A 24,706-nucleotide genomic window follows, 5' to 3' on the forward strand; every position below is an offset into this window, starting at 1 on the left:
CGCGGGCTCCAAAATTTTTCCGGCAACCTCAACGCGCGACGACAGTCCGGGCCGCCTCGCGGCCTGCCCTGCGTCCCGTGGGCCTATTACCGGATCGCCACCAAAACGCCACCAAAACACTGTTACTACAGCTCAGGGCCTATTACCGACGATCAATAAATGATCTTGTCTGACCTTCGCGGCGGGTGCTGCTCCAGGCTGTAGATGATCTTTGTGGCGCTTGGAGGCGGCTGTTCAAGATCATCGGTGGCGCTTTGGAGGCCATTTGGTGGCGGTTTCGTGGCGTTTTGGTGGACCTGATTTGGCTTCCTTGCGTGGTCACTGTTTCCCGGACCACGAAAAGGAGCCGTCATGGCCCCGAATCGCATATTCCGCCGCACGTCTTTCGAGCGTGACTCGCTTCCGCTGGATTCCGCGCGGACGGCGTTCGAGTGGTTGGTCACCGGGCCGAGCCCGGTCTCCATCGAGGGCTGGCTCTTCCCCGGTCTGCCCCGGCGGCGGGTGCCCCTCGACGAGCTGCGGGACCTGCTTCTCGACGCCAACCTTCCGATGTCCACCGTGGACCCGATCTGGGTCCACCTGGTCACCCGTTCTCGCGACGAGGGCGGAACCTGGACCGTCGCGTGCGTCGGCGTCGCCCTGCCCGCGCTGTTCGCCATTGCCGCCGAGTTGTCCGCGCCGTACGCCGACGACCACCGCGACATCCACGCCGCGATTCTGACCGGCTTCCTGTCCGAGCTGGCGAGCATCGACCTCGCCAGGCCGTGGGTCATGTGGCGGCTGCGCTGCGCGGGCCTGCGCGCGGGACACCTCTTCATTCGCGAGGCACTCGACCGCCCGATGCCCACCGATGAGGATTTCCACTCCAGCGAACCCACCCCGCCGTGGGGGCACCCGGACTTCGTCCTCGCCCGCGCCGTCGCCGATGGGGCGATCACCGGCGACGAGGCCGAACTGATCGGCTCCACTCGCCTCGAGGACTACACACTCACTGCCGCTGCGGCCGACCGCGGCGTCAAGGTCACCGCCCTGCACTGGGTCCGCAGCCAGGCCGAAGCGCGCCTGCTCGCCTGGCTCACCGACCAGGCGCCGCACGACGACCCCGCCGACCGCCGCGAGCGCGACGTGGAGATCCGCGCGGTGAACGCCACAGCCATCACCGCCGCCGCGAGCGACGCCAGCCGTGCCCCGCGCCGACCGACCCGGAAGTCACGCACGGTGACCAGGATCGGCGGAAAGTCGTTGGTCACGGTTCGGTCACGCGCCTGGAAAAAGGCCCCCGAATCCGGAGTCGAGGGCTGCGGGAGGACCCCAGCCGCTCCCGCGCACACCACCTCGCTCGACCGCTCGACCGGAACACCCCGGCAGCTGTCGAGCACGACTCCGGAGGTGCCGCGATGCGCCTGACCCATTCGCCCGTCCGCCGCCGGCCAGACCGTCGCAGCAGCGACCGTCGGCCTCGCCGTGGACCCGTCCTCCTCCCGCTCGGAGCGGCTCGCCGAGCCCGCCGGGCTACCTCCTGCACCTCCCGGCCGACCACTCCTGCGTACACCACACCTCGGATGTCTTCCCTGTCGGCCGGCCGTCGTCGGACCACACTTCGGCGGAACCTCGCTCTGCTCACCGGCGTGGCCGTCGTCGCGCTGTTCGTGCCCGCCTCGGCCGCGCACGCGGACACCGTGGTGGTCGCCCTGGCCGGATCTGTAGATCAGGTTCTGACCAACATCCGCAACTGGGTGATGGGCATCCTCGCCGGCTTGGCGACCGTCTTCCTGTCCATCGGCGGGGTGCGCCGGGTGATGGGCGGCGGCGATCCGGGCGAGCAGGAGAAGGCCAAGGAATGCTTCAAGGCCGCCGCAATCGGCTACGGCCTCGCCGCGCTCGCACCCCTGGTCGTCACCGTGCTCCAGGGCATCGTGGGGGCCTGAGCCATGTCCACGACCAGGCCCGCCCGTCGTCGGACATCGACCGCTCCGACCGTCCACAGCCTGCGCTCCGACGAGCCCGCACCGGCTCGCCCAGAGGCCACCGGCGCCAGCCGGGAACTGCTCGCGCCTCCGGCCGCGAGCACGCGGCGTGCCAGTGGCCGGCGCACCCGGCCCGGACGATGGGTTCGGCGACTGCGCATGACGCGGAGCCGAGCGCTGGTGATGCTGGCGCTGAGCCTGGTCGTCCTGCTCGGCGGCACCCTCGCCGTCAGCGCCGCCGCAACCCCCGGCGGTCCGGCCGCCGCTCAGCCCGCGCCGCCCCCGCCCCTGCCGCTACCGACCGTCGACCCGTGCACACCGGACTCGCCGTTGCCGGTCTGCCATCTGCCCGCGCCCACGACCACTCCGCCGCTCACCGGCGTCCCGCTGCCGATCCCAACCGGGCCGAGCACGCCGGTGACGTGCTTCCCCGGTTCGCTGCAGTACGAGTGCACGCACCCGTCCACCACGCCGGCTCCTCCCCCGTGCACGGGGGAGGGCTGCATCCCACAACCGCCGACTTCGGCACCGCCCACCAATCCCGGTACCGGCCAGCCTGGCAGCGGTGACGACGGCGAGGCCGACTGCGGGATCACCGACATCGGCGGCTGCATCACCAACGCGATCAACGCGTTCTTCCGGGGCATCGTCACCGCCGCGCTCAACCCGCTGCTGGACTTGTTGTCCAAGACGCTGCTGACCACTCCGACGCCCGACTCGCTGCCGCGGATCGGGGAGCTGTGGACGAACTCCTGGCAGATCCTGCTCGCCTGCTACGGGATGTTGATCCTCATCGCCGGGATCCTGGTGATGGGCTACCAGACCCTGCAGACCCGGCACTCGATCAAGGAGATCGCGCCCCGGATCGTGGTCGGGTTCCTCGCCGGAGCCCTGTCGCTGTGGGTGGCGACCAAGGGCATCCAGATCGCCAACGGACTTGCCCAGGCGGTGATGGGCGGCGGCCTGGACGTCAGCTCGGCCGGCGAGACGTTGAAGAACCTCGTTCTTGGGTCGCTCAACGGCGGGATCTTCATCATCTTCATCGGCATCTTCCTCGCCGGGATGCTGATCGTCCTGCTGGTCACCTACGTCGTGCGCGTCGCGTTGACGGTGATCCTGATCGCCGGGGCACCGATCGCGCTGATGTTCCACGCGCTCCCGCAGACCGAGGGCATCGCGCGCTGGTGGTGGAAAGCGTTCGGTGGCTGCCTGGCCATCCAGGTTGTGCAGTCACTGACGTTGATCACCGCGATGAAGGTGTTCCTCGCGCCCGGCGGGTTCACCCTGTTCGGCCCGACCGTCAGCGGGTTGGTCAACCTGCTCGTCGCGCTCGCGCTGATGTACATCCTGTTCAAGATCCCGTTCTGGGTGCTGTCCTCGGTCAAAGGCAGCGGCGGTCGCTCGATCCTCGGCTCGATCGTGCGCGGCTTCATCGCCTACAAGACCTTCGGCCTGCTCGGTGGCCGAGGCGGCGGTGGCCGCAAGCCGCGCCCGTCCGGTGGCGGCGGTGGTCGCGGAGGCAACGGGGGCGGCGGTCGCGGACCAACGGACCCCTACGCCCACACCCGCACCACCGCTGACGGCCAGTACATGCTGCCGCTGGCCGGTGTGCGCCGCAGCCGTCCGGCCGCCAAACCCAAGCCCGCTCCCGCGCCGAAACCGAAGGCCGGGCCGGGCCGCCAGCTGGCGCTGCCACTCGGGGACGACTGGCCGGAGAACAAGCCGGTCCTCGGGCGCGACGGCCAGTACCGGTTGCCGCTGGACGCCGAGCGCGTCAAGCCGACGCCGCCTCCGGCATCACCCAACCAGCCGGGCGGTCGGCGTCGGGGCGGGCAGCAGCTGGAGTTGCCGTTCGACCCGTACAAGGGCAACCGGCCGACTCGCTCCGGGCAGTACCCGCTGCCGCTGGACGGTGTGCGCCGCACGCCGCGCCCGTCGAGCCCGCCGCCTCCGGCCGCACCCCCGGCTCGGTCGCGCGGCACTCAGATGGAGCTGCCCTTCGATCCGTACAAGGGCAACCGGGCCACCCGCTCCGGGCAGTTCCCGCTCCCGCTGGACGGCGTGCGCCGCACACCGCGCCCGTCGACCCCGACACCGGCGACGCCACCACCGCGACCCGCCTCGCCCGCCGGGCAGCAGCTCCGGCTCCCGCTGGACCTGCCGAAACCACCGCGGCGCACCTCGCCGCCACCACCCAAGCCCGGAGGTAAGTCGTGACTTCGCCCGTTCGCATTCCCGCCGACGTCGACATGGCCGACAAAGTGATCGGCCCGTTGACCGCCCGCCAACTAGCGATCCTCGCGGTGACCGGCCTCGTGCTCTACGCCGGGTGGACCACCACTCGAGCGGTTGTGCCGCTCCCGGTGTTCCTCGCGCTGGCCATCCCGATCGGGGTGAGCGCGGCCGTCATCGCGCTCGGTCAGCGCGATGGGATCTCGATGGACCGCCTGCTGGTCGCCGCGATCCGGCAACGCATGGGACCGCGCCACCGGGTCGCCGCCCCCGAAGGCGTTCGCCCCGCGCCGGAATGGCTGACCAGCCAGACCGCCTCCTCGAGTGCGAACCGGACCGCTGGCAAGGGCAAGTCGGCCAAGGCCAGGAGCAAAGCGGCGGTGCCCGAGCAGATCTCGCCGTCGGCGTTGCGGCTACCCGCCGAAGCGGTCACCGACACCGGCGTGGTCGACCTGGGCACCGACGGTCTGGCCGTCGTCGCGGTCGCCTCAACGGTGAACTTCGCGCTGCGGACGCCGTCCGAGCAGGAGTCTCTGGTCGCGTCCTTCGGCCGCTACTTGCACAGCCTGACCGCCCCGGTGCAGGTGCTGGTGCGCACCGAACGGCTCGACCTGTCCGGCCAGATCGCCGAGCTGCGGGCGCGCGCGGGCGGGCTGCCGCACCCTGCGTTGGAGGCTGCCGCCGTCGAGCACGCCGACTACCTGGTGCAGCTCGGCGAGCAGACCGACCTGCTGCGGCGCCAGGTGCTGTTGATCCTGCGCGAGCCGATGGGTGCCGCTGGCCCGACTGACGGGCTCGGCGGGCCCGGCCCGCTGGCCGTGTTGTCCTCGCTGACCCGCGGCAAACGCCGCGCGAATGCCGAGACCACACAGGCGAGCGCCGGGGCGCGGCGGGCGGCGGAGTCACGGCTGGTGCGCCGCCTCAGTGAGGCGATCGAGCTGCTCGCTCCCGCCGGGATCGTGGTCACCCCGCTGGACGCCGGGCAGGCCACCGCCGTGCTCGCCTCGGCGTGCAACCCCGACACCCTACTGCCGCCCTCGGCGGCCCTGGCCGGTGCCGACGAGGTCATCACCACCGCCGGCAGCACCGACCCGGACGACGGCGACCTCGCCGAGGACCGCCCGTTCTGGCAAGGCGACGACCGTGCCGCGGTCGACCAGGACGAGTACGGCCCGGACGACGGCGAGGTCGACGACTGGGACTACGAGGACGAAGACGACGACTACCCGGAGAGGGGGCGGTTGTCATGACCACCCGAACGCGGCGCGGCCAGCGCCGTCCCAACACTCGGCCCGCCGCGCACCACCGGGCAGCCGCGTTCACACCGGACGCCCTGTCCGTTGGCGCACGGCATCTCGAAGTCGGCAACGAATGGGTGTCCAGCTTCGCCGTGACCGGGTTCCCGCGTGAGGTCCACCCCGGCTGGCTCGCGCCCCTGCTGACCTACCCCGGCCGCCTCGACGTCGCGCTGCATGTCGAGCCGATCGACCCGGCCACCGCCGCCGCGCGGCTGAAGAAACAGCTCGCCAAACTCGAGTCGGGCCGGCGGCACACCGCCGAGCACGGCCGCCTCCACGACCCGCAGGTCGAAGCCGCCACCGAAGACGCCTACGACCTGTCCTCCCGCGTGGCGCGGGGCGAAGGCAAGCTGTTCCGCGTCGGGCTGTACCTCACGATCCACGCCCCGTCCGAGCGGGCGCTGGCCGACGAGGTAGCGGCGCTGCGCTCGCTGGCGGCGAGCCTGCTGCTCGACGCCAAGCACACCACCTACCGGTCGCTGCAGGGCTGGGTGTCGACCCTGCCGATGGGCCTGGACTTGATCGGGATGCGCCGCACCTTCGACACCTCCGCGCTCTCGGCGGCGTTCCCGTTCACCTCGCCCGACCTGCCCGCGGCCGACCCGACGTCGGTGGCCGCGCCGTCGGGAGTGCTCTACGGCTACAACGTCGGATCGCAGGGGTTGGTGCACTGGGATCGTTTCGGCGAGGGGATGCACAACCACAACTCCGTCATTTTGGGCAGGAGTGGGGCGGGCAAGTCCTATCTGGTCAAGCTCGAACTCCTGCGCAGCCTGTACCGGGGAATCGAGATCGCGGTCGTCGATCCGGAGGACGAGTACGCCCGCCTGGCCGCCGCCGTGGGCGGCACCTACGTCCATCTCGGTGCCCGCGACGTCCGGCTCAACCCGTTCGACTTGCCCATCCACACCCGCGCCGACGGCCGCCGGACCGCACCGAAAGACGCCCTCGTGCGGCGGTCGCTGTTCCTGCACACCGTCATCGCGGTGCTCGTCGGCAGTGAGCTGGAGGCCGCCGAGCGGGCCGCGCTGGACCGGGGCATCGCCGCGACCTACCAGTCGGTGGGGATCACCGCCGACGCCCGCACGTGGACTCGTCCCTCACCGACCTTGCGGACCTTGCGCGACCAGCTGGCCACCGCGGGCCAGGCCGGCGACCGGGCCGCCGCCGAGCTCGCGGCGAGGTTGCACCCGTTCGTCGAGGGCGCGTTCAAGCAGCTGTTCGACGGCCCGACGACCACCAATCCCGAAGGTCACCTGGTGGTGTTCAGCCTGCGGGACTTGCCCGACGAGCTGAAAGCCATCGGCACCCTGCTCACCCTGGACGCCGTCTGGCGGCGAGTGTCCAACCCCGCGATTCGCCGCCCGCGCCTGGTGGTCGTGGACGAGGCGTGGCTGTTGATGAAAGAAAAGTCGGGCGCGGAGTTCCTGTTCCGCATGGCCAAAGCCTCTCGGAAACACTGGGCAGGCTTGACCGTCGCGACCCAGGACACCGCCGATGTTCTCGGTAACGATCTCGGCAAAGCCGTGGTGGCCAACGCCGCGACCCAAGTGCTGCTGCGGCAGGCGTCGCAGGCCATCGACGAGATCACCCAGACTTTCGATCTGTCGGCCGGGGAACGGCAATTCCTGCTGTCGGCGGACCGAGGTCAGGGATTGCTGTCAGCGGGCACCCAGCGCGTCGCGTTCCAAAGCATTGCCTCACCCACCGAGCACTACCTCGTCACGAGTAATCCGGCCGAACTCGCCGGATACGCCGCGGACGTCGACCCCGGCGAGGCTGACGCCGAGGAGCAGTCCTTCGTGGACTTGGGCTTTGCCAGCGAGCAGGCGTATGCGGCTGAGGGCGATGAGTTCGGTTCGTTCGGTGCTGATGAGGACATCGAACTCGATGCTGCCTGACGCGGGCCGTCCCTTTTCTTGATTGCGCATTTCTTACTTTCTTGGAAGGACCCGTAATGCTTTCCTGGATACCGGCTGCCCTCAACCACCCCGAGCTGTCCCATGTGTTGGCTGCTCACGGAATCGTGCGGATGGGCCTGTCGAATGGTTGGCTCGGGGATTACCTGCGCGACCCCGGCGGTGCGCTGCTCAGGCTGCTGGGTCACCTGCGGGACTGGGCGATCACCTGGGGGCCGTTTGTCGGCCCGGTGCTCGCCGTCGGCATCGCGGGCTTTGTGGTCGGCCGGCGCCGGTGGGCGCGGCGCTGCCACGCGAGGCTTCTCGCCGACGCCCGCCAGGTCACCGTGCTCGCCCCGCCCACCGTCGATCCTGCGGGCGGCGCGGCGTTGTGGTCCAACCTCGTCGGGCTGCTGCGCCCGGCCTGGCGTCGGTGGTTCACCGGGCAGCCCCATGTGGCTTGCGAGTACACGTTCTCCGAGGCGGGGGTCGGCATCCGGCTGTGGGTACCTGGCGTGATCCCGCCCGGCCTGGTCGAGCGTGCCATCGAAGCCGCCTGGCCCGGCTCACACACGCGGGTTGGCACCGCCGACCCGCCCTTGCCACCGTCCGAAGCTGGGCAGCGGCGGCTGATCGTCGGCGGCGAACTCCGTCTCGCCCGCTCCGAGGCGCTGCCGATCCGCACCGACTTCGACGCCGACCCGCTCCGTGCCCTGATCGGCGCCCCGGTCGGGCTCGGCCGCGACGAGTACGCCTGCGTGCAGATCCTCGCGCGCCCGGTCACCGGTCGCCGGGTCGCCAAAGCCCGGCGCTCCGCGCGGCGAGTGCACACCGGGGGCTCCACCCGAGTGGTCGGCCGCCTGCTCGACCTCGTCACGCCCGGCGTCAAGTCCGGAGCCGCCCGGCATACGGCGAAGTCCGGGGCACTGCACAGCGATCCGCAGACCTCGCTCGAGTACGCGGCGCAGAACCGCGCCATCGTCGCCAAACAGCGCGGCTCTCAGTACGAGACGGTCATCCGCTACGCCGTTGCCACGCTCCTGCCCGCCGACGCCACCGAGAGCGAGGTCCGCCAGGCGCGGGATGTCGCCCGCGGCCGGGCACACGCGCTGGCCGCGAGCTTCGCCTCCTACACCGAGCACAACCACTACACCCGTCACCGCGTCCGGCACCCCGGCCCCGTGCTGGCCGACCGGCGCCTCGGCAAGGGCGACCTGCTGTCCGTGGCCGAACTGGCGGCGCTGGCGCACTTGCCAACCGACGAGGCGATCCCCGGTGTGCAGCGTGCCGGCGCCCGCGCGATCTCCCCGCCACCGGGCATCGCCACGCCCGGCCCGGAGGCCAAGCCGATCGGGGTCACCGACACCGGCCACGAACGCCCCGTGGCGCTGCGCGTCCCGGACGCGCGGCACCACCTGCACGTCATCGGCGCGACCGGCTCCGGCAAGTCCACCTTGCTGGGCAACATGATCCTGGCCGACGCCGAGGCCGGGCGCGGGATCGTGCTGATCGACCCCAAGGGCGACCTCGTCACCGACATGCTCTCCCGCCTGCCTCGCTCGGTAGCGGATCGTGTCGTGATCTTCGACGCCGACTCCAAGTCCCGGCCGCCGTGCCTGAACCCGCTGGACGGCGGGGAAACCGACCTGACCGTCGACAACCTCGTCTCGGTGTTCCGGCGCGTCTACAGCGCCTTCTGGGGTCCGCGCACCGACGACGTGATGCGCGCCGCCTGCCTGACCCTGCGCACCCAGGAAGGCGTCGCCACCCTCGCCGATCTGCCCAAGCTGCTGGCCGATCCCGCCTTCCGATCACGGGTCACCGCCGGGATCACCGACCCGGTGCTGCGGGGGTTCTGGTCCTGGTACGAGGAACTCACCGACTCCTCCCGCAGCCAGGTGATCAGCCCGCTGATGAACAAGCTGCGGGCGTTCCTGCTGCGGCCGTTCGTGCGCGACGCCATCGCGGGCGGACATTCCACAGTGGACATGGCGGAGGTGCTCGACGGCGGGATCTGCCTGGTGCGTATCCCCAAAGGCTCGCTGGGCGAGGAAACCACCCGGCTGGTCGGGTCGCTGGTGGTCGCACGGACCTGGCAGGCGACCACCGCCCGTGCGCGCACGCCGCAACGCCAACGCCGGGACGCGTCGATGGTGATCGACGAGTGTCACAACTTCTTGAATTTGCCCTACCCGATCGAGGACATGCTGGCCGAGGCGCGGGGCTTCCGGGTCGCGATGACCTTGGCGCATCAGCATCTTGGCCAGCTTCCGCGTGAGTTGAGGGAAGGCATGTCCACCAACGCTCGCAGCAAGATCTTCTTCAACGCCTCCCCGGAGGACTCTCGCGAGCTGTCCCGGCACACCGCGCCCCGTCTGTCCGATCACGACCTGGCGCACCTGGGCGTCTACCACGCCGCCGTACGGCTGGTGCTCAACGGGGAAGAGGCACAGCCGTTCACCATGCGCACCCAGCCGCTTCCTCGTGCGATTCCCGGCCGCGCAAGGGAAATCCGCGGTATCGCCCGTCGTGCCTTGCGCAACCGAGTTCCTGGTGCCACCGCGTCCGGTGCGCAGGCGCCAGCCCGGCCTCCGCAGCGGCCCGTCGGGACCGCAGGGCAGACGCGGCCAACCAGCGGCGATCGCCGGGGCCAGTCCGGCGTCCGGGCGCGGAGCGCCGACCCGCGTCGCCAGCAGTCCTGACTCGACTTGGCCGCACCCGCAAAGACGGGCGGAAGTCCTTTTAGCACACCACTTTCCGGAGGTTCGCGTCATGATCACCAATCCCACCAGGCAGCGCGCTCTTCGAGGCCACAAGGCGACGCGGCCAACGCCGCGCGCGGCGAACAACGCCGATCACCAGGCGGTGCTGGCGTGGCGGCTGACCCCGCGTGATCGGTGGATCATCCGGATGTTGCACGAGCACCGCGTGCTCACCTCCCACCAGATCACCGCGCTCGCGTTCCCGTCGTTCCGATCGGGTCGGATGCGATTGCGGGAACTGTTCCAATGGGGGGTGGTGGACCGGTTCCAGCCGTTCATCTCGGTTGGCACCGCGCCGATGCACTACGTCCTCGCGCCCGCCGGGGCCGCGGTGCTGGCCGCCGAGGACGGTCTGGACGTCAAGGAACTCGGCTACCGCCACGACCGCGCCTTCGGGGTGGCCCACTCGCTGCGGCTCGCGCACACCGTCGGTGTCGCCGAGTGGTTCACCGCCCTGGTTGACCGCGCTCGCCACAGTGGCGCCGACGAGCACAGCACGCTCGGTGCGTGGTGGTCGGAGGCCCGCTGCGCGCGGCACTTCGGGGATCTGATCAAGCCTGACGCCTACGGCCGGTGGGCCAGCGCAGCTGGGGAGATCGAGTTCTTCCTCGAGTACGACTTCGGCACCGAAGTTCTGGCCAAACTCGCCGGGAAACTGGCTGGCTACGCCGCCCTCGCCGAAGCCACCGGAATCACCACTCCGCTGCTGGTGTGGTTGCCGACCTCGCGGCGCGAGGCCACCGCACGCCGGCTGCTGGCGCGGGCCTGGCGCGAGCTCGACAACCCGCGCTCGGTCCCGGTCGCCACCGCCGCGGCCGAACTGCTCAACCCCGAGGCAGCGCACCCGAGTCCCGCCGACGAGGTCTGGCTGCCCCTGGACACCACCAGCGGCAACGCGGCGAGCACCCGGCGGGAGTTGCACCGGTTGCTCGACGCCTGGCCGCACGTCCCGCCACCCAGCACCGACGCGGGCAGCGAGTCGGCTCTCGGGCCGGACTCGACGCTGGCGCAGATGACCCCGGCGCCCGCGCCGATGCCGCCGGCCGCCATCTCACGCGGGCCGAGCACAGGCAGGCGGTGAGCACCCGATGATCCTGAAAGTCGGCGCCATCGTGATCGGCGTGATCCTCTTCATCCCGACGTTGATCGGGAACGGGGTGTCGGGGGCGATCTCGGCCCTATTCGGTAGTGGCGGAAGTCAGCCCAGCGCGACCGCGCTGGCCGACATCCCACCCGACTACCTCGCGTTGTACCGCGCGGCGGCCGGGGTATGTCCAGGGCTGGACTGGTCGATTCTGGCCGCCATCGGCAAGATCGAGTCCAACCACGGCCGGTCCACCCTTCCGGGCGTGCACAGCGGGGAGAATGGCTATGGGGCAGGCGGGCCGATGCAGTTCAAGACCGCCACCTTCGACGGAGTGCTTGCCCGCCACGAGATCCCGGCCGGCGGCGCCACCCCACCCTCGCGCTACAACCCGCACGACGCCATCTACGCCGCCGCTTTTATGCTCTGCGACGACGGAGTGCGGCGAGGTGATCTCCACGCGGCGATCTTCGCCTACAACCACGCAGACTGGTACGTCAAACAGGTACTCGACCAAGCCAAGCAATACGCCGACGCCGCCGCGACGGTCGGCACAGGCGACTGCAACGCCATCCAGGCCACCAACGCGGTCGCGGTGGCCGCGATCAACTACGCCTGCGGGCAGAGAGGACTTCCGTACGTCTGGGGCGGGAACGGACCCGATGGCGGGCACGCGGGCTTCGACTGTTCGGGCCTGACGAAGGCGGCCTACGCCGCCGCCGGAGTAACCCTGCCACGCACCGCCCAGACCCAGTTCAACGCTGGCCCCCACGTTCCGGCCGGACAGCCGCTGTTGCCGGGTGACCTCGTTTTCTACGGCACACCCAACAATATCCACCACGTAGGTCTCTACATTGGTGGAGGTTCCATGGTGGACGCGCCGGACTTCGGTCAGGTTGTGAAGGTGCAACCCTACCGGTACAAGGGAGATGACTACGCAGGTGCTACGCGTCCCGCCGGTTCTGTTGCGGCATAACGGAGTCTACGTCGCCAACACCGGAACCGATCATAGCAGAGAACGGTCGGCCGTCGCTGTCGACGAGCAGGATCCGCTGGGTGAACAGCGGGGGCGTGGTGGCGTCGAGTGCAACAATGTTGTGGTAGCTGGCCAGTTCGAAGAGCGCGTGGGTCACCTCGCGGATCGTGGTGCGATCCGGGTCGGCCTCGACGGACAGGCCCTCGACCCGGATCTCCAGCACCCGCTGCTGTGGCAGCACAGTGATCACGGTGCGTACGTACTCCGGGATTCCGCCGTCGTTGCGCAACTCGGCGATGTCGTCGGCCAGCCGTACTGCCACAGCTTCCACGGTGTAGCCGAGTCCGACTCCGGCTCGCGCGCCCCACAACACAAAATGATCCACTGTGGACTCAAAAGGGGTCATGGCAAGATTCCTCCGGCTAGCCAATGTGCGAAGGTGGACGGGCTACTTTCCGCGCCGTGCGCGGAGCTCCGTTCGCAGATCACCCAATGTGCGCCCGTCGGATGCGCGCCGGAACGCGCTCCAGCCGTTCTGGTGGTTGCCACCCAGTGCGGTGGTGGCACCGCACGGATTGGCGAACACCCGGCCGTCGGCGAGGATGAGGGTGCCGTCGACCCGGACGCGGGCGGTGTGCCGGACACCGAGGTTGCGGCGGTTCCAGACCAGTTCCTCGCCCCGCCGTGACCAGCCCGGCGTCCAGCAGCTCGGCGATGCCGCCACGCGCCCACTTGATCAGCGGCGGCGAAGTCGACGGCGGCGGGGTCTCCGACCAGATCGCCGCCTCGGTGGCGTCGCCGTGCAGGCCCATGACGGCGGCAGCGGTCGGCGCGATGAGGCTCGGCCAGCCGTCGTCGAGCCCGCGCCACTGACCGACACGCTGCCAACGTCCCTGGTATGCCAGCAGCATCTCGACATCGGTGGCGTGATCGCGGGGCAACGGGTAGGTCGGGTCGGCCGGGCGGGACAGGCGCAGGACGAGGTCGCCGTCATACAAGCTGTCGGCCGGGGGCTGTTGGGGTACCCAGTTGCCCGCGAACAACGCCACCTCGCCTGCACGGTCCGGATCGGCGTCGCCGAGGATGTCGACCGCCGTCACGAGCATCGCCCACACATCATCGGGGCATCGCATCGGCGGCGTGGCGAACGCCGGGGCGAGGATCATCGTGTCCGGCGGCAACCCCTCCCACGCCCGCATCGCCGCCTCGTCGTGCGGCTGTGACGCCCCGGCGGTCGCGGTGGTGTGATCGGGCTGGGGGTCCGGTTGTGATGCGTCTACGGCCGCGTCGGCGGCCAGTTCGGGCGGTTCGTGAGTATCGCGGTCGGTGGTCATTGCCTATGCGCCCCTTCGGTTTCCGGGTGTATTGGCCGGGCGGCCGACGTGTATGGACGCTTCGTGAACGCGTGGTTGTCAACGCGTGTGTGCGCCACCGGGGCGAAGTGGACCCATGTGGCGCAACGAAATCCCAGCTCCACGCCACCGTCTACACGAGACAGACGTCTTGTTTGCCGAACCCGCTTGACTTCATGGGCCGAAGGAAGCGTCCATAGTCGTGTAGCCCGAACACACCGGCAGCGCACCGGGGGCCACACCCGCTCCGGCCGGGGCATGACCGCCCACCACCGATCACGAACCCGAATCGAGGGATGTCATGTCCAGCAAGCCCCGCAACCGCAAAACCCGCACCACCACCAGCACGACCGGATCCGCCCGGACACTGCGGTCGGTTCCCGACCAGACCGTCACCGCGAAGGTCCGCACGGACACCGAAGACAAGCTGTGGGAGGCGTTGCACGCCGCCCCGAACAGCACCGCCGCCGACCTGTCCGCAGCGGCGAAGATCGGGAAGTCGACCGCACAGAAGATCCTCGTCAAGTGGGAAGCCGACGGCAGCGTCACCCGCACCGCCGGGATCGCCGAGGGCGGGCGGCGTGCCGCCGACCTGTGGGCGATCACCGACGTCGACACCACCCAGGTCGAGCCGACCCCGGCGGACCCGACCCCGGCGGACACCTCGGAGGCGGAGGACACCGACGCGACGGACGCCGCGCAGGCTGAACCGGGTACCCCGGCCGACGCCGACGACTCCGCCGTCACCGAGGAAGACCCCGCCGAGCAGACGGACACCGCAGCCGACGGCGCGCAGGACCCGGCCGACTCCGACGAGGCCGCCCCCGTGGCAGCCGCCCCCGTGGCAGCCGCGCCTGTCGCCGCCGAGGTGAGCGACCCTGCCGACGGCGCGGACGGCGCGACGACAGACGGCGACGCGACGCCGGAAGATGGCGCGGACGCGACGGGCGAGAAGAAGGCACGGTTGGCACCCGGCGGGTTGCGCGGGATGGTCGAGGACTACTTGCGCGACCACCCCGGCGAGCAGTTCGGTCCCACCGCGATCGCGAACGCGCTGGGCGGGAAGTCCTCGGGCGCGGTCAGCAACGCGCTGGACAAGCTGGTCGAGGTCGGCGTGGCGGCGAAGACTCAGGACAAGCCGAGGCGTTTCGCGCTCGCCCCCTCCGAGCAGGAGGCCGCCGCCGCGCCGACCAACTAACGCCCCGACGGTATGGTCAATGTGGTTGTGTCCCAACGGAACTCCGTTGGGACACAACCACGTTGGCCTCCGTTGCTATCGGGTCGGCAGGTCTCCGGGATACGGGGACGGCGCGTGTGCCTGATCGGCGAGATGCGCCCACCAGGAATCGGTGCCCTGGACCGACACGGCAACCCCGAGCGCGGCCAGCACCCGCAGCACGTAGACCTCGATGAACGAGATCTGGTTGCGCACGACCTCGTGCGTCGCCGCGAAATCGCCTGCGTCCAGGGCGTCGCTGAACGCTTGGTCGGCGGCGCGGTTGTCGCGGTCGGCCTCGCACAACGCCGTCAGGACGGCATCGGTGGCGACGGTGTGTCCGGCTTCAGTGGCCCAGGCGACAGCGGCCTCGGCGATCGCGGTCATTGCCCTGGTGTCGGCGACCGCTGCGCGGCCCGCGCTGTCGGCCGGGGCGTTGAGCACCGTGATCCACCGGTGCCCGTTTGGGCTGTCGGCCAGCAGCAGCGCGGTGTCGCTGTCGTCGACGACCGCGATTAGCACGGGCGCGGCGGTGGCGTCGACCAGTGCGGCGGCCAAGCCGGGGATGTCTGGGAAGTCTCCGAGCACGGCGGCGAGCTGCCAGTGGTCGTCATGGCGGCCGACGAGCTCCGCTTCGTGCGGGGTCAGCAGGTCCATGTCGAGCAGCGAGTCCGGGGTGCGGGCGAGGATGAGCGAGCCAGTGAAGCCCATGATCGAACCTTGTCGTTCGGGTGGTCAGCGCGGTGGCCACGGGTGCGGTTGGTGGGTGCGGTGGGCGGTGACGGCCTGCGCGGCGACGTCTGCGGCGGACTCCAGCAGCTCGCGGGCGTGGTCAGGGTTGTTGCCCTCGGCGTAGCGGTCGGCGTCGAGCACGAACCGCAGCGCGGTCACCACACGTTCGTGGGCGAACGGCGCGTCGGCAGGAAGCACGTGTAGGCCACGAGCGGGGCCGGGCCGCAGCAAGCTGTGCAGGATCTCGCGGATCGCCGGGGTGGCGAGGTCGGCCAGAGGCCACCGCCGGCCCAGCACGTACTCCGCGGCGCCGGCCACGGCGAGGGCGACCTCGCCGCGGTGCGCGAGGTAGGCCGGCGGAACCGGCGGCAAGGTGGCTCGGATCGGGATTGGCAGGCCCCGGAAGCCGGTCCAGGTGAACGTCGCGGTCTTCGGCGCGGTGTCACCGAAGACGGGCAGATCGGCGTCCGGACCGGATGCAACCCCGGCACCGCCGTCGGGACGATCGAGGTCAGGGCGGAACCACGGACCGCCGTGGGTCGACACGCGCACGTGCCCGTCGACGAAGGCGTAGGCGTACCAGCCACCGCTGGTGGTGGCCAGCCACGGCCAGCCCGCTTCCCAATCTGGGCCGGGAGCGGCGACGAAACCGGTCTCGACGACTCGCTGGCGAGTCAGCAGCGCGGCGACGGCCGCCTCGTAGGTGCCCAGGTCGGCGGCGGAGAGCACCTCGGTCGGCTCGGCATCGCCCGCCGCGCCGAGCCGGGCCAGTTCGACCGGGCCGCCAGCCTCGGCCAGCGAGCCCAGCCAGCGGGCTGTCGGTCCTGTGCCGACGTAGAAGTCTGCGTGATCACGGGTCATCCGTGGATACCTCCGGGTTGAACGCGGCCGAGGTCAGCCGGGCTTCACCCAGGCGCACCGTGCGGGATCCCAGGTCGCCTCGGTGTAGAGGCGGTTGAGGTCGGGAAGCCCAGGGCCGATCATCCAGCCGAGTTGCTCGCAGTCGAGCAATCCGGGCCACCACCCTGTCCAGACGTCTCGCCCATGGTCGTGGTCGAGGTCGCACATCAGCCGCTGCAGCCCGGTCACCAGGCAGCGCGCGACGTCACACCCGCCGTCGTACTCGTCGTATTCGTGTGGCTCGCCGACCGCCACGGCGCAGTCCGGGCAGTTCGGCTCGAAATCCAGGACGCGGAACTGTTTGCCCTGAGTGCTTTCGTTGTTGTCGTTCATCGCGTTTTCTCCAGCAATCGGGGTCATCGTCGGACTCGTCCGAGAAGTTCGTTCCACGCTTTGGCCTCGTGCGCCGCGTTCATCCGGATCGACTTCCACGCCGGGTTCGTCTCGGCAACCGCGATCTCGGTGACCAGCGAGGACCCTTGAGTCATCACCTCGGCGATCCGCAGGTGCATCAATGCGGAGTCCATCGCCCGGCGGTACTCGTCCGGGTCCGACGAGTGGACGCGCTGCGCGTTGGCGAACTCATCCTCGGCGGCGGCGCAATGCTCGGCGGCGGACATGATCTGGCGCGCGATGGGTGTTTCGATTGAAACGGCTTCCGGCATCGTGAACTCCTGCGTTGGTCGTAGGGATGAGGGCCTTGTTTGGTCTTACTGCGACACTCGTTGTTGGACACGCAGCCACGCGCGCCCGGTCGTGATCCACACCCGACCGTGGGCGAACGTGAACACCCAGTCCGTGTCGCGGCTGTCCGGCCACAACCACGGCCAGCCGCCGTCGGGCTGAAAGCCGTGCCCGTGGTCCTCGTCGGCCCAGACGTCAAGCAGGTCGGCTACGGCGTCGGTGTAGGTGGGCGGGTCGGTCGCGTCCAGCAGCAGCCGTCCACATGCGACGCCGCGCACCGTGGCGGGGTCGGCGTCGCCCTGGAGTGAGCCGAGCCAGACAGCGCGCGGTCCGCGCCCGTCGTAGAAGTCGGCGGTGGTGGACACGGTCACCCCTGCGGCGGGCGGGTCGCGTCGCGGAGCCGCTGTTCAACCTCGTAGCTGTCGCGGGCGGTGAGGATGCTGGTCAGCACGAGGACAGCGGCACCCTCGGAGACCGGGTTGACGGGTTGGCCGTCGAGGGTGAGGGGAAGGCCGAGGGCGGTGACGATGTGCCACTCGGACTGGCGGACGCGGTCGGCGCAGTAGTAGCTGCCGACGAGTGCCCCGTCACGGGTGACGGTGCCGTACAAGGTTTGTTGTGCGTCGGCGGGGTCGGCGACGATCGCGGTCACCTCGCAGCCGTTCTCCGTGAAGCGACGGATGACGGTCTCGGGAACTTCGTAGGGCGTCATGGTGATCTCCTGTGGTGTGAGGCGTTTCTATACCCGGCTCGGAAGGTCGAAGTAGCATTCGTCGTCGCAGTCCTGACCGCCTTTGCTTGCCACGAACGGGCATTCGTCGCGGTGGGCTTTGGTGAAGGTGACGCTGCCGTCGGGGTGCTCGAAGATGTGCAGCGTTCCGCCGTTGTCGGTTGCCCACGTGATGTCGTTCGGGTCGATGCGGCATTCGGCGTTGTAGCCGATGCTGGTGGCCAGCAACGCGCTCACCGCGCGGTAGAGGTGAGGTGACAAGGTCACGGTGGGCGGCGGTGCGGCAAGAATCTCAGCGGCGCGATGGAGGAGCCGCTCGGCGAACGGGCCGAGGACGGCGGCGGCGTTGACCTCCACGCTCGGGGGCGGGGTGTCGTGCCACCAGTTGTTGAGGTCGTCGGCGGCGAGGGTGGACCAGTCCGTGTGGTCGGTGAGCACCTCGGCGACGGCACCGCTGTGGTTGAGGTAGACGCCGCGCTCGAGGCGGGCGCGGACGGTGCGCCCGGCGATCTCGACGACGCGGGTGTAGTGGTAGCGGGTCGAGGTGGCTCCGGCGTCCTGGTCGCGTTCGATGGTTGAGGCGGTCATGGCGGTCTCCGTCGTGTCGGTGGGTTGGTCGGGGGTTCAGTGGGTGCCGAGCGCGGTGCGCAGCTCGGAGAGGGGTCGGTCGTCGCGGGCACGTCGCCAGAGGTGCCAGCCGTTGACGGTGTAGCCCGCGAGGCTGGTGGCCAGCGCGGTGACGGTGGAGACGGCGAACTCGTGCGGTCCGCCGTCGTGCAGGACACCGCCCTCCCGGACGGTGGCGGTGTGTCCGTTCCACACCAGCTGCTCGCCGACCTCGACCAATCCGGCCTCCAGCAGCGCGGCGAGGGCGTCCGGTCGGCGAGGCGCCGGCGGCGAGGCCACCGCGGACTCGCCGGCGAGTCCGGCAGGAAGCAGTCCTAGGGGCAAGGCAGCGGCGATCGGCCCGGTCAGCGTCGCCCACTGGGCGTCCTTTAGGGCGACATCGGCGAGGTAGCGCATGTGCACGAGCACCGACATCGCCACCTCGTGCGGCCAGCGTGCGCCCACCGCCTGCCACGTGCGGACCGTGGACCACTCGCCCTGCGAGGCAGCGACGACCTCGACGTCGGCCACCGCCGGGTCGTCATCGGTGGGCGGGTGGAGGCGCACCACGACGTCTCCCGTGTGTAGGGCGGCGGGCGGTGGCGCGGGCAGCCACACCCCTGCCAGCAGGTCGGTGGTGTCGGTGAGCGCGGGGTCGGGGGCGGGCGCGTCCCCGGTGAGCCGAATCGGGGCTCCGGCGGTGTCGGTGGTCCGTATCGCCACCACGACCAGCCCCCATACCCCGGCGGGTGGACGCAACGGCACGGCGGAAGGCGGTGCCAGGGCAATCAACACCGACTCGGCCGGAAAAGCGGTATGGGCGTGGTTGGTCGGTGTGGTGATGCCGTGGGCGTTGCTGGTCACGACGTGACCTCCTTCGGTGTGCGGGTAGCGAGTTCCGGACGTGCGAAGCTGGTCGACTCGCGGCGGCTAGCCGCCCAGGGTGGGTAAGCCGAAGGCACAGCCGGGCTGGTGGATCGACTCGTCGCGAGCCTCGTCGGCGATCGGGCTGTCGCCGTCGGGGTCGAGGTACTCGCCGAGGTCGGCCAACGTGGCGACGCGGGTGACCGGGACCTCGTTCTCACAGTCGGGACAGCGGTCGAGGAGCAGCCACCCGTCACCGGGGGTGGTGAAGTCCGGGATGAACCGCCACGCGCGCCCGGTCACGGGGTCGGTGACGGTGATCAGGTCACCGGGAACCGGTCCGGTGCGGGTGCGGTACTGGCGGTGTGGGTCGTCCGTGACGAGCACGCCGTCCACACCGACCTGCAGGGCAGCGGCGATGGTACGGGCGACACGGGCGCGGCGTGCCCACCGGTTCCACCGGTCGGGGTTGTCGTGGCGACGGCGGAACCCGTCGGGGTCGGCGGCACGGTGGGCGCGCGCGGCGTGCACGGCACGCTCGGCCAGTCCGCTGGTGAGTCCGGGCGGGGCGGTGGTCATCACGACCACCCCAGGGCGTTGGCGGCGAGCGCGGGCAGGTACCCGACCTGCTCGCCCGCACCGAGCCACACAACGGGTGGACCGGTACGCGTGGGGCCTTCGTACTCGGCGTCGTCCGGGGTGCACGCGACCCGCGCGAGGAGGTTCTCCAGCGGGTAGCCGGGTTGCGTGGCCAGTCGAACCGGGGTGGCCGGGTCGTAGTGTTCCAGCGCGGCGACCAGTTCGCCGACCGTCGCAATGGTGGTGTCGTACAACGTGATCACCTCTCGGTGTTGGTGGGTATCGGTTGTTCAGTGGGTGGCACGCAGGGCGGCGGTGGCGGCGCGCCCAATGGCCTGCGCGGTGGTCGTGGGGTCGGTCATCACGTGCACGGTCGCCCCGGTCATCGGCTTGCGCCCAGGGACGTCCGGGGCGATCCACAACACCGCGCAACCGGTGGCGCGCAACCGGTCGAGAAGCTGCTGCCCGTTGCGGCGGGGCGCATCGCGGAACTTCCCGTCGGACACGATGACCAACAACCGCGCGGCACCGGGGCGCGACAGACCGAGCGCGCCGTCGAGGGCGTCGATCGCGGTGTCGATAGCTTCCCAGTTGTCGCGGGTGGCGAAGTCCGTCACGGCGGCGGGGGCCTTGCCGGGGCGGGTGATCGGGCGGACGTGGTGCCCGAAGATCACGGTGGCGGTCTCGGCGGGCACCGGACTCTGCGCGGCGGCGTTGGCCAGAATCCACGCGGTCGAGGCAACCGGTTTCGCGAAGCTGCCCATGGACCCGGACACGTCGCACGCGATGCCCAACCGGAGCGGCGGGGTCGGGACCGTCGTGCGGGTGGTGCGGGTGAACGGTTCGGCGGTCGGCATCGCCCCGGCGGCCAGTTGTGCCTCGCGTGCCAACGCACCGCGCATCCGAAGGCGTCCGGGCGGAATCGGCGAGGTCGACTTGGTCGCTACCCGGTCACGGACCCCGGCGGTGGTCAGCGCGCGCCCGAGCACCCGCGCGGCGGTGCGTTCGCCCGTGGTCGGCGGGCGGGTGCCGATCGTTTCGGTGCGCCCGTCGCGGGGACCGCCGACCGTGAACACGGTGCGGGCGGCGTCATCGGCCTTCTTCGCGGCGGCGTCGGCGGCGGCCTTCTCGCGGGCGGCGATCTCGGCGGGGTCCTCGGGCAACTTCGCACGCGCTACCGCCCGCGTCACCTTGCCCAGTACCTTGCCGATCGCGTCGGCCAGTGGGGACGGCGACGGGGTGCCGGACGGGTCGGGGGTGGCGGACGGGTCGGCGAGGTGCGGCGGGGTGGTGTCGGGGTCGGGTCCGATGATCTCGCACCACTGGCGGCCGAGTTCGATCATGGCGGCGGTGTCGTCGTCGGCGGTGCGGAACGCCTGACGCCACACCGCCCGCAGCTTGGCGAGTTTCTCCGCGCCGAGCACGTCTTCCACGGTGCGCGCGACGGGGGCGGTTTCGGTACGGGTGAGGATGCCGCCGTCGGTGCGTCCCAGGAACAGGGCGGCGGTGTGCGCGGCGTCGCGCGGGGTCATTTTCGGGGCGAAGGCGGGGTCGTCGAGTTTCATGCCGCCCGTGACGATGGTTTTCACGCACGCGCGCAACCAGTGGCGGTCGTCGGGGCGGCGGCGGACCTGTGCCCGTTCGATCCGGGGCTCTTCCAGCAGCAGCGCGGCGTCCACCGCGCCGGGGTCGGCGTCCTTGGGCACGTCGGCGAGCCACCGGGTGTGTTTGCTGTGCGCGCATTCGTGAGTCAGCGCGCCCCAGGTGGGGGCATAGCGTTTCCGGTCGCTGATCCGGTGTGGTTTGGCGGTGGCGGGGTCGACCGGGTGCAGGTGCGTACCGTCGACTTCGATCATGGCGGTGGCGGGCAGGAAACACGCCGGGGCACCCTGTCCGGCACCGGGCGCGATGGTGACCAGCAGGTCGTCCCGGTCGGCGATCGCGGGGACCTCGGCGGTCAGCGCGGCGGAGAGCGCGTCCCATCCGGGGGCGGCGGGGAACACAGCCGACGCGGTGGCGGCGGGGTCGGCGATCATGTGCGCGGTCATCGCGGTGTGTCCTTTCCGGACGGTTCGGGCGGGTGGCGGGCGGTCAGATACGTGCACCGAGTGCCAGCGGGGCAACGGTTTTACCGAAGGCGATCTTGACGGCGGTGGCCACGATGTCGCGGTCCTCCTCGGGGGCGGTGCCGATCAGGTTCCCGGCGGCGGCGTCGGTGCCCAACACGTCGGCGATCTTCTGGAATGCCAACAGTTCGCGCAGTTGCGGTGCCCACCGGATCTCGCCGCCCGCCTGCCGGGTCGACAGGTTGCGCGCCACGGACACCGCGCGAGTGTCGATCTTGAGTTGCGTCGCGAGGTCGTAGTCGGTGGACACCTGGATCTGCACGGAAAACCGCGACGCCAACGCATCGGACAGCACCGCGCCGTGCACGCCGGGGTTGTGTCCGGCCACCACATAGAAACCGGGGGCGGCGTCGATGACCTCACCGCCATTGGCCTTGATCATGATTTGGCGGCGGCCGTCCATCGCGGGGTAGACCACGGCGAGCACGGTCGGCGGTATGAGCGTGGCGTCGTCGATGAACAGGGTCCGGCCTTCGCGCATCGCGCGGACCAGCGGACCGTGCACGAACACGAATTTCCCGTCCGGGGTCTGGGTGTACTCGCCCACGATGTCGGCGACCGTGGTGTCCCCGTCGCCCTGAATCGTGACCAGGTCACCGAAAGCGGCCTCGACGACCGAGGTCTTCCCGGTTCCGGGTGGTCCGTACATCAGGGCGGCGACCCCAGCGTCACGCAACTTGCGCAACGCGGTCACGTCGGGCAGCCCGGACAGCTTGCGCGGGTGGTAGAGCTGCCCGTTCGGGCGCGTGACCGGACCGGTCACGGCCGGAGTCGTCGGGGCGGTCGGCGTGGTCGTCGCGGGCGGTGTCGTCGGGCGGGGTGTGCGGGGGCGGCGGGGTGTGCCGGACGGGACCGCCACGGGCGCGGCGGCGGCGTCGGCGGTGGTCGGGGTCGACCGGTAGCGGACCGGTTTGGTCGAGGTTTGTTCGGCGTAGCCCCCGGCGGTCAGCGCGGCGAGTGCGTTGCCGATCGCGCCCGATGACTTCCCGCCGAGTGCGGCGGCGATGTTGCGCGGGGTCAGTTCGGTGCCCGCCTGATCGGTGAGGACTTGCGCCACCTGTCGGCGGAGTTCGCCGTTGGGCAACCGCCCGCCCGCCGGGGCGGTGGTCGTCGTGCCGGATGCCGCCGGGGCGGTCGTCGGCGTGGCTGGCGTGGTCATCGCGGGGTGGTCCTTTCGATCTAGTGCGGGCGGCGGGGAACGGTCAGACCGTGGCGGCGTCGATGGCGTCGGGCGCGTTCTGGTGGGCTTCGGCGGCGGCGTCGGCCGATTCCTGGGTGTGGCCGTATTCGACCCACCCGCAGTAACAAAACGCGGTCACCGTGTTGTCGGTTTCGGTGGTGGTGTCGGCGTAACACATAATCGGCCCCATTCGTCGGACATAGCTCGCGCCGGGTGTGGTATTCGGTGTGGTTTCCGGTTCCCCCGGTGGTAATTCAATTATGACTCTGCCGCGCGCCGCGCGCAATAGAAATGGCCCCCCATTTTCAAGACTCTTTTCGTGGTCGTCGCGGGGAAATAGAAAGCCGTCCGTACGGTCACAATTCCGGCCGTCGTTGCGCCAGTTTTCGCAGGTCAGCGACCGTGTCGTGCGCCGGCCACCGCGGACGGGAATAGCAAGGTAAGGGGCAAGGAATGCCATCGGCAGAGGATAAGAAATAAAACAAAACAATAGGGAAAGTGAGTACGGGTGAAGGTGAGAGATAGCCAAAAGGTGAGAACAGATGAGCGATGAGGGCGCCGGCCACCCAGCCCGCCCCGATGTGTCTACCGGCTTGTGGACAAGCGAGTCTGGGATACCAGCGGATCCCCCTACGGCGTCGCTGACCAGCATCTCCGCAGGCCGCAGGGGGTGGTCCTCTAACCTGATCCCCCGTATGAACCCCATCATGAACCCCCGTATGAACCCCCAACGGAAGCCACTGTGCGTGTAGATGATCTCCAGTTCGACTACTGCGCGTGACATTCGGTCACGGTTCGCTTTGAGTAGGAATACGGTGGGCCGGTTCCGCCGTTCGGCGTAACGTGGAGGGCTCTACTGCTACGAGTCGAGGAGGCCAGGACTGGCTCTGCGGCCGTGCTGACCAGGCACGACCGTTTAGGTGGCAGCCGCAGGGGGCACGTCGCCGGACGAGGGGACGACGGGCGCGGCGCGAGGGTCGGGTCAGTGCACACGGGGAGGCGCTATGAAGGTCGGGGACGAGAGGTTCCTTCGGGGTTTGTACGACCTGAAGTATCTTTTCGGGGACAAGTGGGCACCGGCCATCCTGGTCACGCTCTCGGGCGGCCCCATGCGGCGAAAAGAAATTCTCTCCACGATCAGCTCGTATTCCATTGGTGAAGAATGGTCGGACAAACACGCCGTCCTGCACGATAGCATTCTGGCCCGCACATTGAAAAAGATGACCGAAGAAGGTCTTTTGAAGCGGGTTCGATGCACAAAGACTTTTCCGGTCACGGTTACTTACGAGTTGAAGCCGGAAGTCTTGGAGTTCTTGACGCTGACTGAGACGCTCGTGGCCTGGGCTGATGAGCATCAGGAACTCATCGCGCAGGCCCAGGCATACAGTCGCCGGAATGGCGACGAGATGGGCACGCTGACGGAAATTGCCGAGCTGGACGAACTCGGCCTCGGCGATGAAGTGGACGACGAATAGGCCGAGCTGGCACACGCCCGCACGGTCCGGGCCGGCAACGACAAG

At 70.0% G+C, this 24,706-nt stretch carries 25 protein-coding genes; 10 read left to right on the forward strand and 15 right to left on the reverse strand.

What is annotated here, in order from left to right; genetic code table 11:
* Positions 1–351: 351 nt before the first annotated feature.
* The 8 genes from SACMADRAFT_RS00140 (at position 352) to SACMADRAFT_RS00175 (ending at position 12,217) form a co-directional block, all read left to right on the forward strand.
* Positions 352–1,407: a hypothetical protein gene (locus SACMADRAFT_RS00140; RefSeq protein ID WP_009151738.1), complete on the forward strand. Its 1,056-nt coding sequence runs from the start codon at positions 352–354 to the stop codon at positions 1,405–1,407.
* 155 nt (positions 1,408–1,562) lie between these two features.
* On the forward strand, positions 1,563–1,928 hold the full coding sequence (locus SACMADRAFT_RS00145; RefSeq protein WP_009151739.1) for a pilin: 366 nt from the start codon (positions 1,563–1,565) through the stop codon (positions 1,926–1,928).
* Between the two features lie 198 nt (positions 1,929–2,126).
* On the forward strand, positions 2,127–4,184 hold the full coding sequence (locus SACMADRAFT_RS00150) for an RAD23 family protein (RefSeq protein WP_232285505.1): 2,058 nt from the start codon (positions 2,127–2,129) through the stop codon (positions 4,182–4,184).
* On the forward strand, positions 4,181–5,449 hold the full coding sequence (locus SACMADRAFT_RS00155; RefSeq protein WP_009151741.1) for a PrgI family protein: 1,269 nt from the start codon (positions 4,181–4,183) through the stop codon (positions 5,447–5,449). Before SACMADRAFT_RS00150 ends, SACMADRAFT_RS00155 begins: the two co-directional genes overlap by 4 nt.
* Entirely contained in the window at positions 5,446–7,398 is a 1,953-nt protein-coding gene (locus SACMADRAFT_RS00160) for a VirB4 family type IV secretion system protein (RefSeq protein ID WP_009151742.1), read from the forward strand. Before SACMADRAFT_RS00155 ends, SACMADRAFT_RS00160 begins: the two co-directional genes overlap by 4 nt.
* Positions 7,399–7,454: 56 nt before the next feature.
* On the forward strand, positions 7,455–10,097 hold the full coding sequence (locus SACMADRAFT_RS00165) for a helicase HerA domain-containing protein (RefSeq protein ID WP_009151743.1): 2,643 nt from the start codon (positions 7,455–7,457) through the stop codon (positions 10,095–10,097).
* 70 nt (positions 10,098–10,167) lie between these two features.
* Complete coding sequence (locus SACMADRAFT_RS00170) at positions 10,168–11,238, forward strand: replication-relaxation family protein (RefSeq protein WP_009151744.1); 1,071 nt, start codon at positions 10,168–10,170, stop codon at positions 11,236–11,238.
* Between the two features lie 7 nt (positions 11,239–11,245).
* Positions 11,246–12,217 carry a C40 family peptidase gene (locus SACMADRAFT_RS00175; RefSeq protein ID WP_009151745.1) on the forward strand — a complete coding sequence of 324 codons (972 nt, stop codon included), beginning with the start codon at positions 11,246–11,248 and terminating at the stop codon, positions 12,215–12,217.
* Here the strand turns inward: SACMADRAFT_RS00175 and SACMADRAFT_RS00180 are convergent.
* Together SACMADRAFT_RS00180 and SACMADRAFT_RS30665 are read right to left on the reverse strand one after the other, a co-directional pair.
* On the reverse strand, positions 12,186–12,623 hold the full coding sequence (locus SACMADRAFT_RS00180; RefSeq protein ID WP_009151746.1) for a hypothetical protein: 438 nt from the start codon (positions 12,621–12,623) through the stop codon (positions 12,186–12,188). The two genes, SACMADRAFT_RS00175 and SACMADRAFT_RS00180, sit on opposite strands and share 32 nt — an antisense overlap.
* 42 nt (positions 12,624–12,665) lie before the next feature.
* The gene (locus tag SACMADRAFT_RS30665; protein ID WP_232285506.1) at positions 12,666–12,941 is read right to left on the reverse strand and encodes a restriction system modified-DNA reader domain-containing protein; all 276 of its coding nucleotides are present in this window, start codon (positions 12,939–12,941) and stop codon (positions 12,666–12,668) included.
* A gap of 929 nt (positions 12,942–13,870) precedes the next feature.
* Here SACMADRAFT_RS30665 and SACMADRAFT_RS00190 point away from each other — a divergent pair.
* Positions 13,871–14,767 (forward strand): MarR family transcriptional regulator, encoded by an 897-nt coding sequence (locus SACMADRAFT_RS00190; protein ID WP_009151747.1) that lies wholly within the window; start codon positions 13,871–13,873, stop codon positions 14,765–14,767.
* Between the two features lie 75 nt (positions 14,768–14,842).
* Here SACMADRAFT_RS00190 and SACMADRAFT_RS00195 read toward each other — a convergent pair whose 3' ends face one another.
* The 13 genes from SACMADRAFT_RS00195 to SACMADRAFT_RS29750 form a co-directional block, all read right to left on the reverse strand.
* Positions 14,843–15,496 (reverse strand): hypothetical protein, encoded by a 654-nt coding sequence (locus tag SACMADRAFT_RS00195; RefSeq protein WP_009151748.1) that lies wholly within the window; start codon positions 15,494–15,496, stop codon positions 14,843–14,845.
* A gap of 24 nt (positions 15,497–15,520) precedes the next feature.
* A complete protein-coding gene (locus tag SACMADRAFT_RS00200; RefSeq protein WP_009151749.1) occupies positions 15,521–16,378 on the reverse strand; it encodes a hypothetical protein in 858 nt (285 codons plus the stop codon).
* Between the two features lie 33 nt (positions 16,379–16,411).
* The gene (locus SACMADRAFT_RS00205; RefSeq protein ID WP_009151750.1) at positions 16,412–16,750 is read right to left on the reverse strand and encodes a hypothetical protein; all 339 of its coding nucleotides are present in this window, start codon (positions 16,748–16,750) and stop codon (positions 16,412–16,414) included.
* Between the two features lie 23 nt (positions 16,751–16,773).
* Positions 16,774–17,082 (reverse strand): hypothetical protein, encoded by a 309-nt coding sequence (locus SACMADRAFT_RS00210; protein WP_009151751.1) that lies wholly within the window; start codon positions 17,080–17,082, stop codon positions 16,774–16,776.
* A 45-nt stretch (positions 17,083–17,127) separates the two neighbouring features.
* Complete coding sequence (locus SACMADRAFT_RS00215; protein WP_009151752.1) at positions 17,128–17,466, reverse strand: hypothetical protein; 339 nt, start codon at positions 17,464–17,466, stop codon at positions 17,128–17,130.
* Positions 17,467–17,468: 2 nt separating this feature from the next.
* Complete coding sequence (locus tag SACMADRAFT_RS00220) at positions 17,469–17,813, reverse strand: hypothetical protein (protein ID WP_009151753.1); 345 nt, start codon at positions 17,811–17,813, stop codon at positions 17,469–17,471.
* 27 nt (positions 17,814–17,840) lie between these two features.
* Positions 17,841–18,419 (reverse strand): hypothetical protein, encoded by a 579-nt coding sequence (locus tag SACMADRAFT_RS00225; RefSeq protein WP_009151754.1) that lies wholly within the window; start codon positions 18,417–18,419, stop codon positions 17,841–17,843.
* 36 nt (positions 18,420–18,455) lie between these two features.
* A complete protein-coding gene (locus SACMADRAFT_RS00230; RefSeq protein WP_009151755.1) occupies positions 18,456–19,301 on the reverse strand; it encodes a hypothetical protein in 846 nt (281 codons plus the stop codon).
* 66 nt (positions 19,302–19,367) lie between these two features.
* The gene (locus SACMADRAFT_RS00235) at positions 19,368–19,880 is read right to left on the reverse strand and encodes a hypothetical protein (RefSeq protein ID WP_009151756.1); all 513 of its coding nucleotides are present in this window, start codon (positions 19,878–19,880) and stop codon (positions 19,368–19,370) included.
* On the reverse strand, positions 19,880–20,143 hold the full coding sequence (locus SACMADRAFT_RS00240; RefSeq protein WP_157617169.1) for a hypothetical protein: 264 nt from the start codon (positions 20,141–20,143) through the stop codon (positions 19,880–19,882). Before SACMADRAFT_RS00240 ends, SACMADRAFT_RS00235 begins: the two co-directional genes overlap by 1 nt.
* A gap of 27 nt (positions 20,144–20,170) precedes the next feature.
* Complete coding sequence (locus tag SACMADRAFT_RS00245) at positions 20,171–21,928, reverse strand: vWA domain-containing protein (protein ID WP_009151758.1); 1,758 nt, start codon at positions 21,926–21,928, stop codon at positions 20,171–20,173.
* 43 nt (positions 21,929–21,971) lie between these two features.
* Entirely contained in the window at positions 21,972–23,165 is a 1,194-nt protein-coding gene (locus SACMADRAFT_RS00250) for an AAA family ATPase (protein WP_009151759.1), read from the reverse strand.
* A 43-nt stretch (positions 23,166–23,208) separates the two neighbouring features.
* On the reverse strand, positions 23,209–23,646 hold the full coding sequence (locus SACMADRAFT_RS29750) for a hypothetical protein (RefSeq protein ID WP_157617170.1): 438 nt from the start codon (positions 23,644–23,646) through the stop codon (positions 23,209–23,211).
* 544 nt (positions 23,647–24,190) lie between these two features.
* On the opposite strand from SACMADRAFT_RS29750, the gene SACMADRAFT_RS00255 reads away from it, so the two are divergent.
* The gene (locus SACMADRAFT_RS00255; protein WP_009151761.1) at positions 24,191–24,661 is read left to right on the forward strand and encodes a winged helix-turn-helix transcriptional regulator; all 471 of its coding nucleotides are present in this window, start codon (positions 24,191–24,193) and stop codon (positions 24,659–24,661) included.
* Positions 24,662–24,706: the final 45 nt, after the last annotated feature.

Source organism: Saccharomonospora marina XMU15 (assembly GCF_000244955.1).
Classification (GTDB): Bacteria; Actinomycetota; Actinomycetes; order Mycobacteriales; family Pseudonocardiaceae; genus Saccharomonospora_A; species Saccharomonospora_A marina.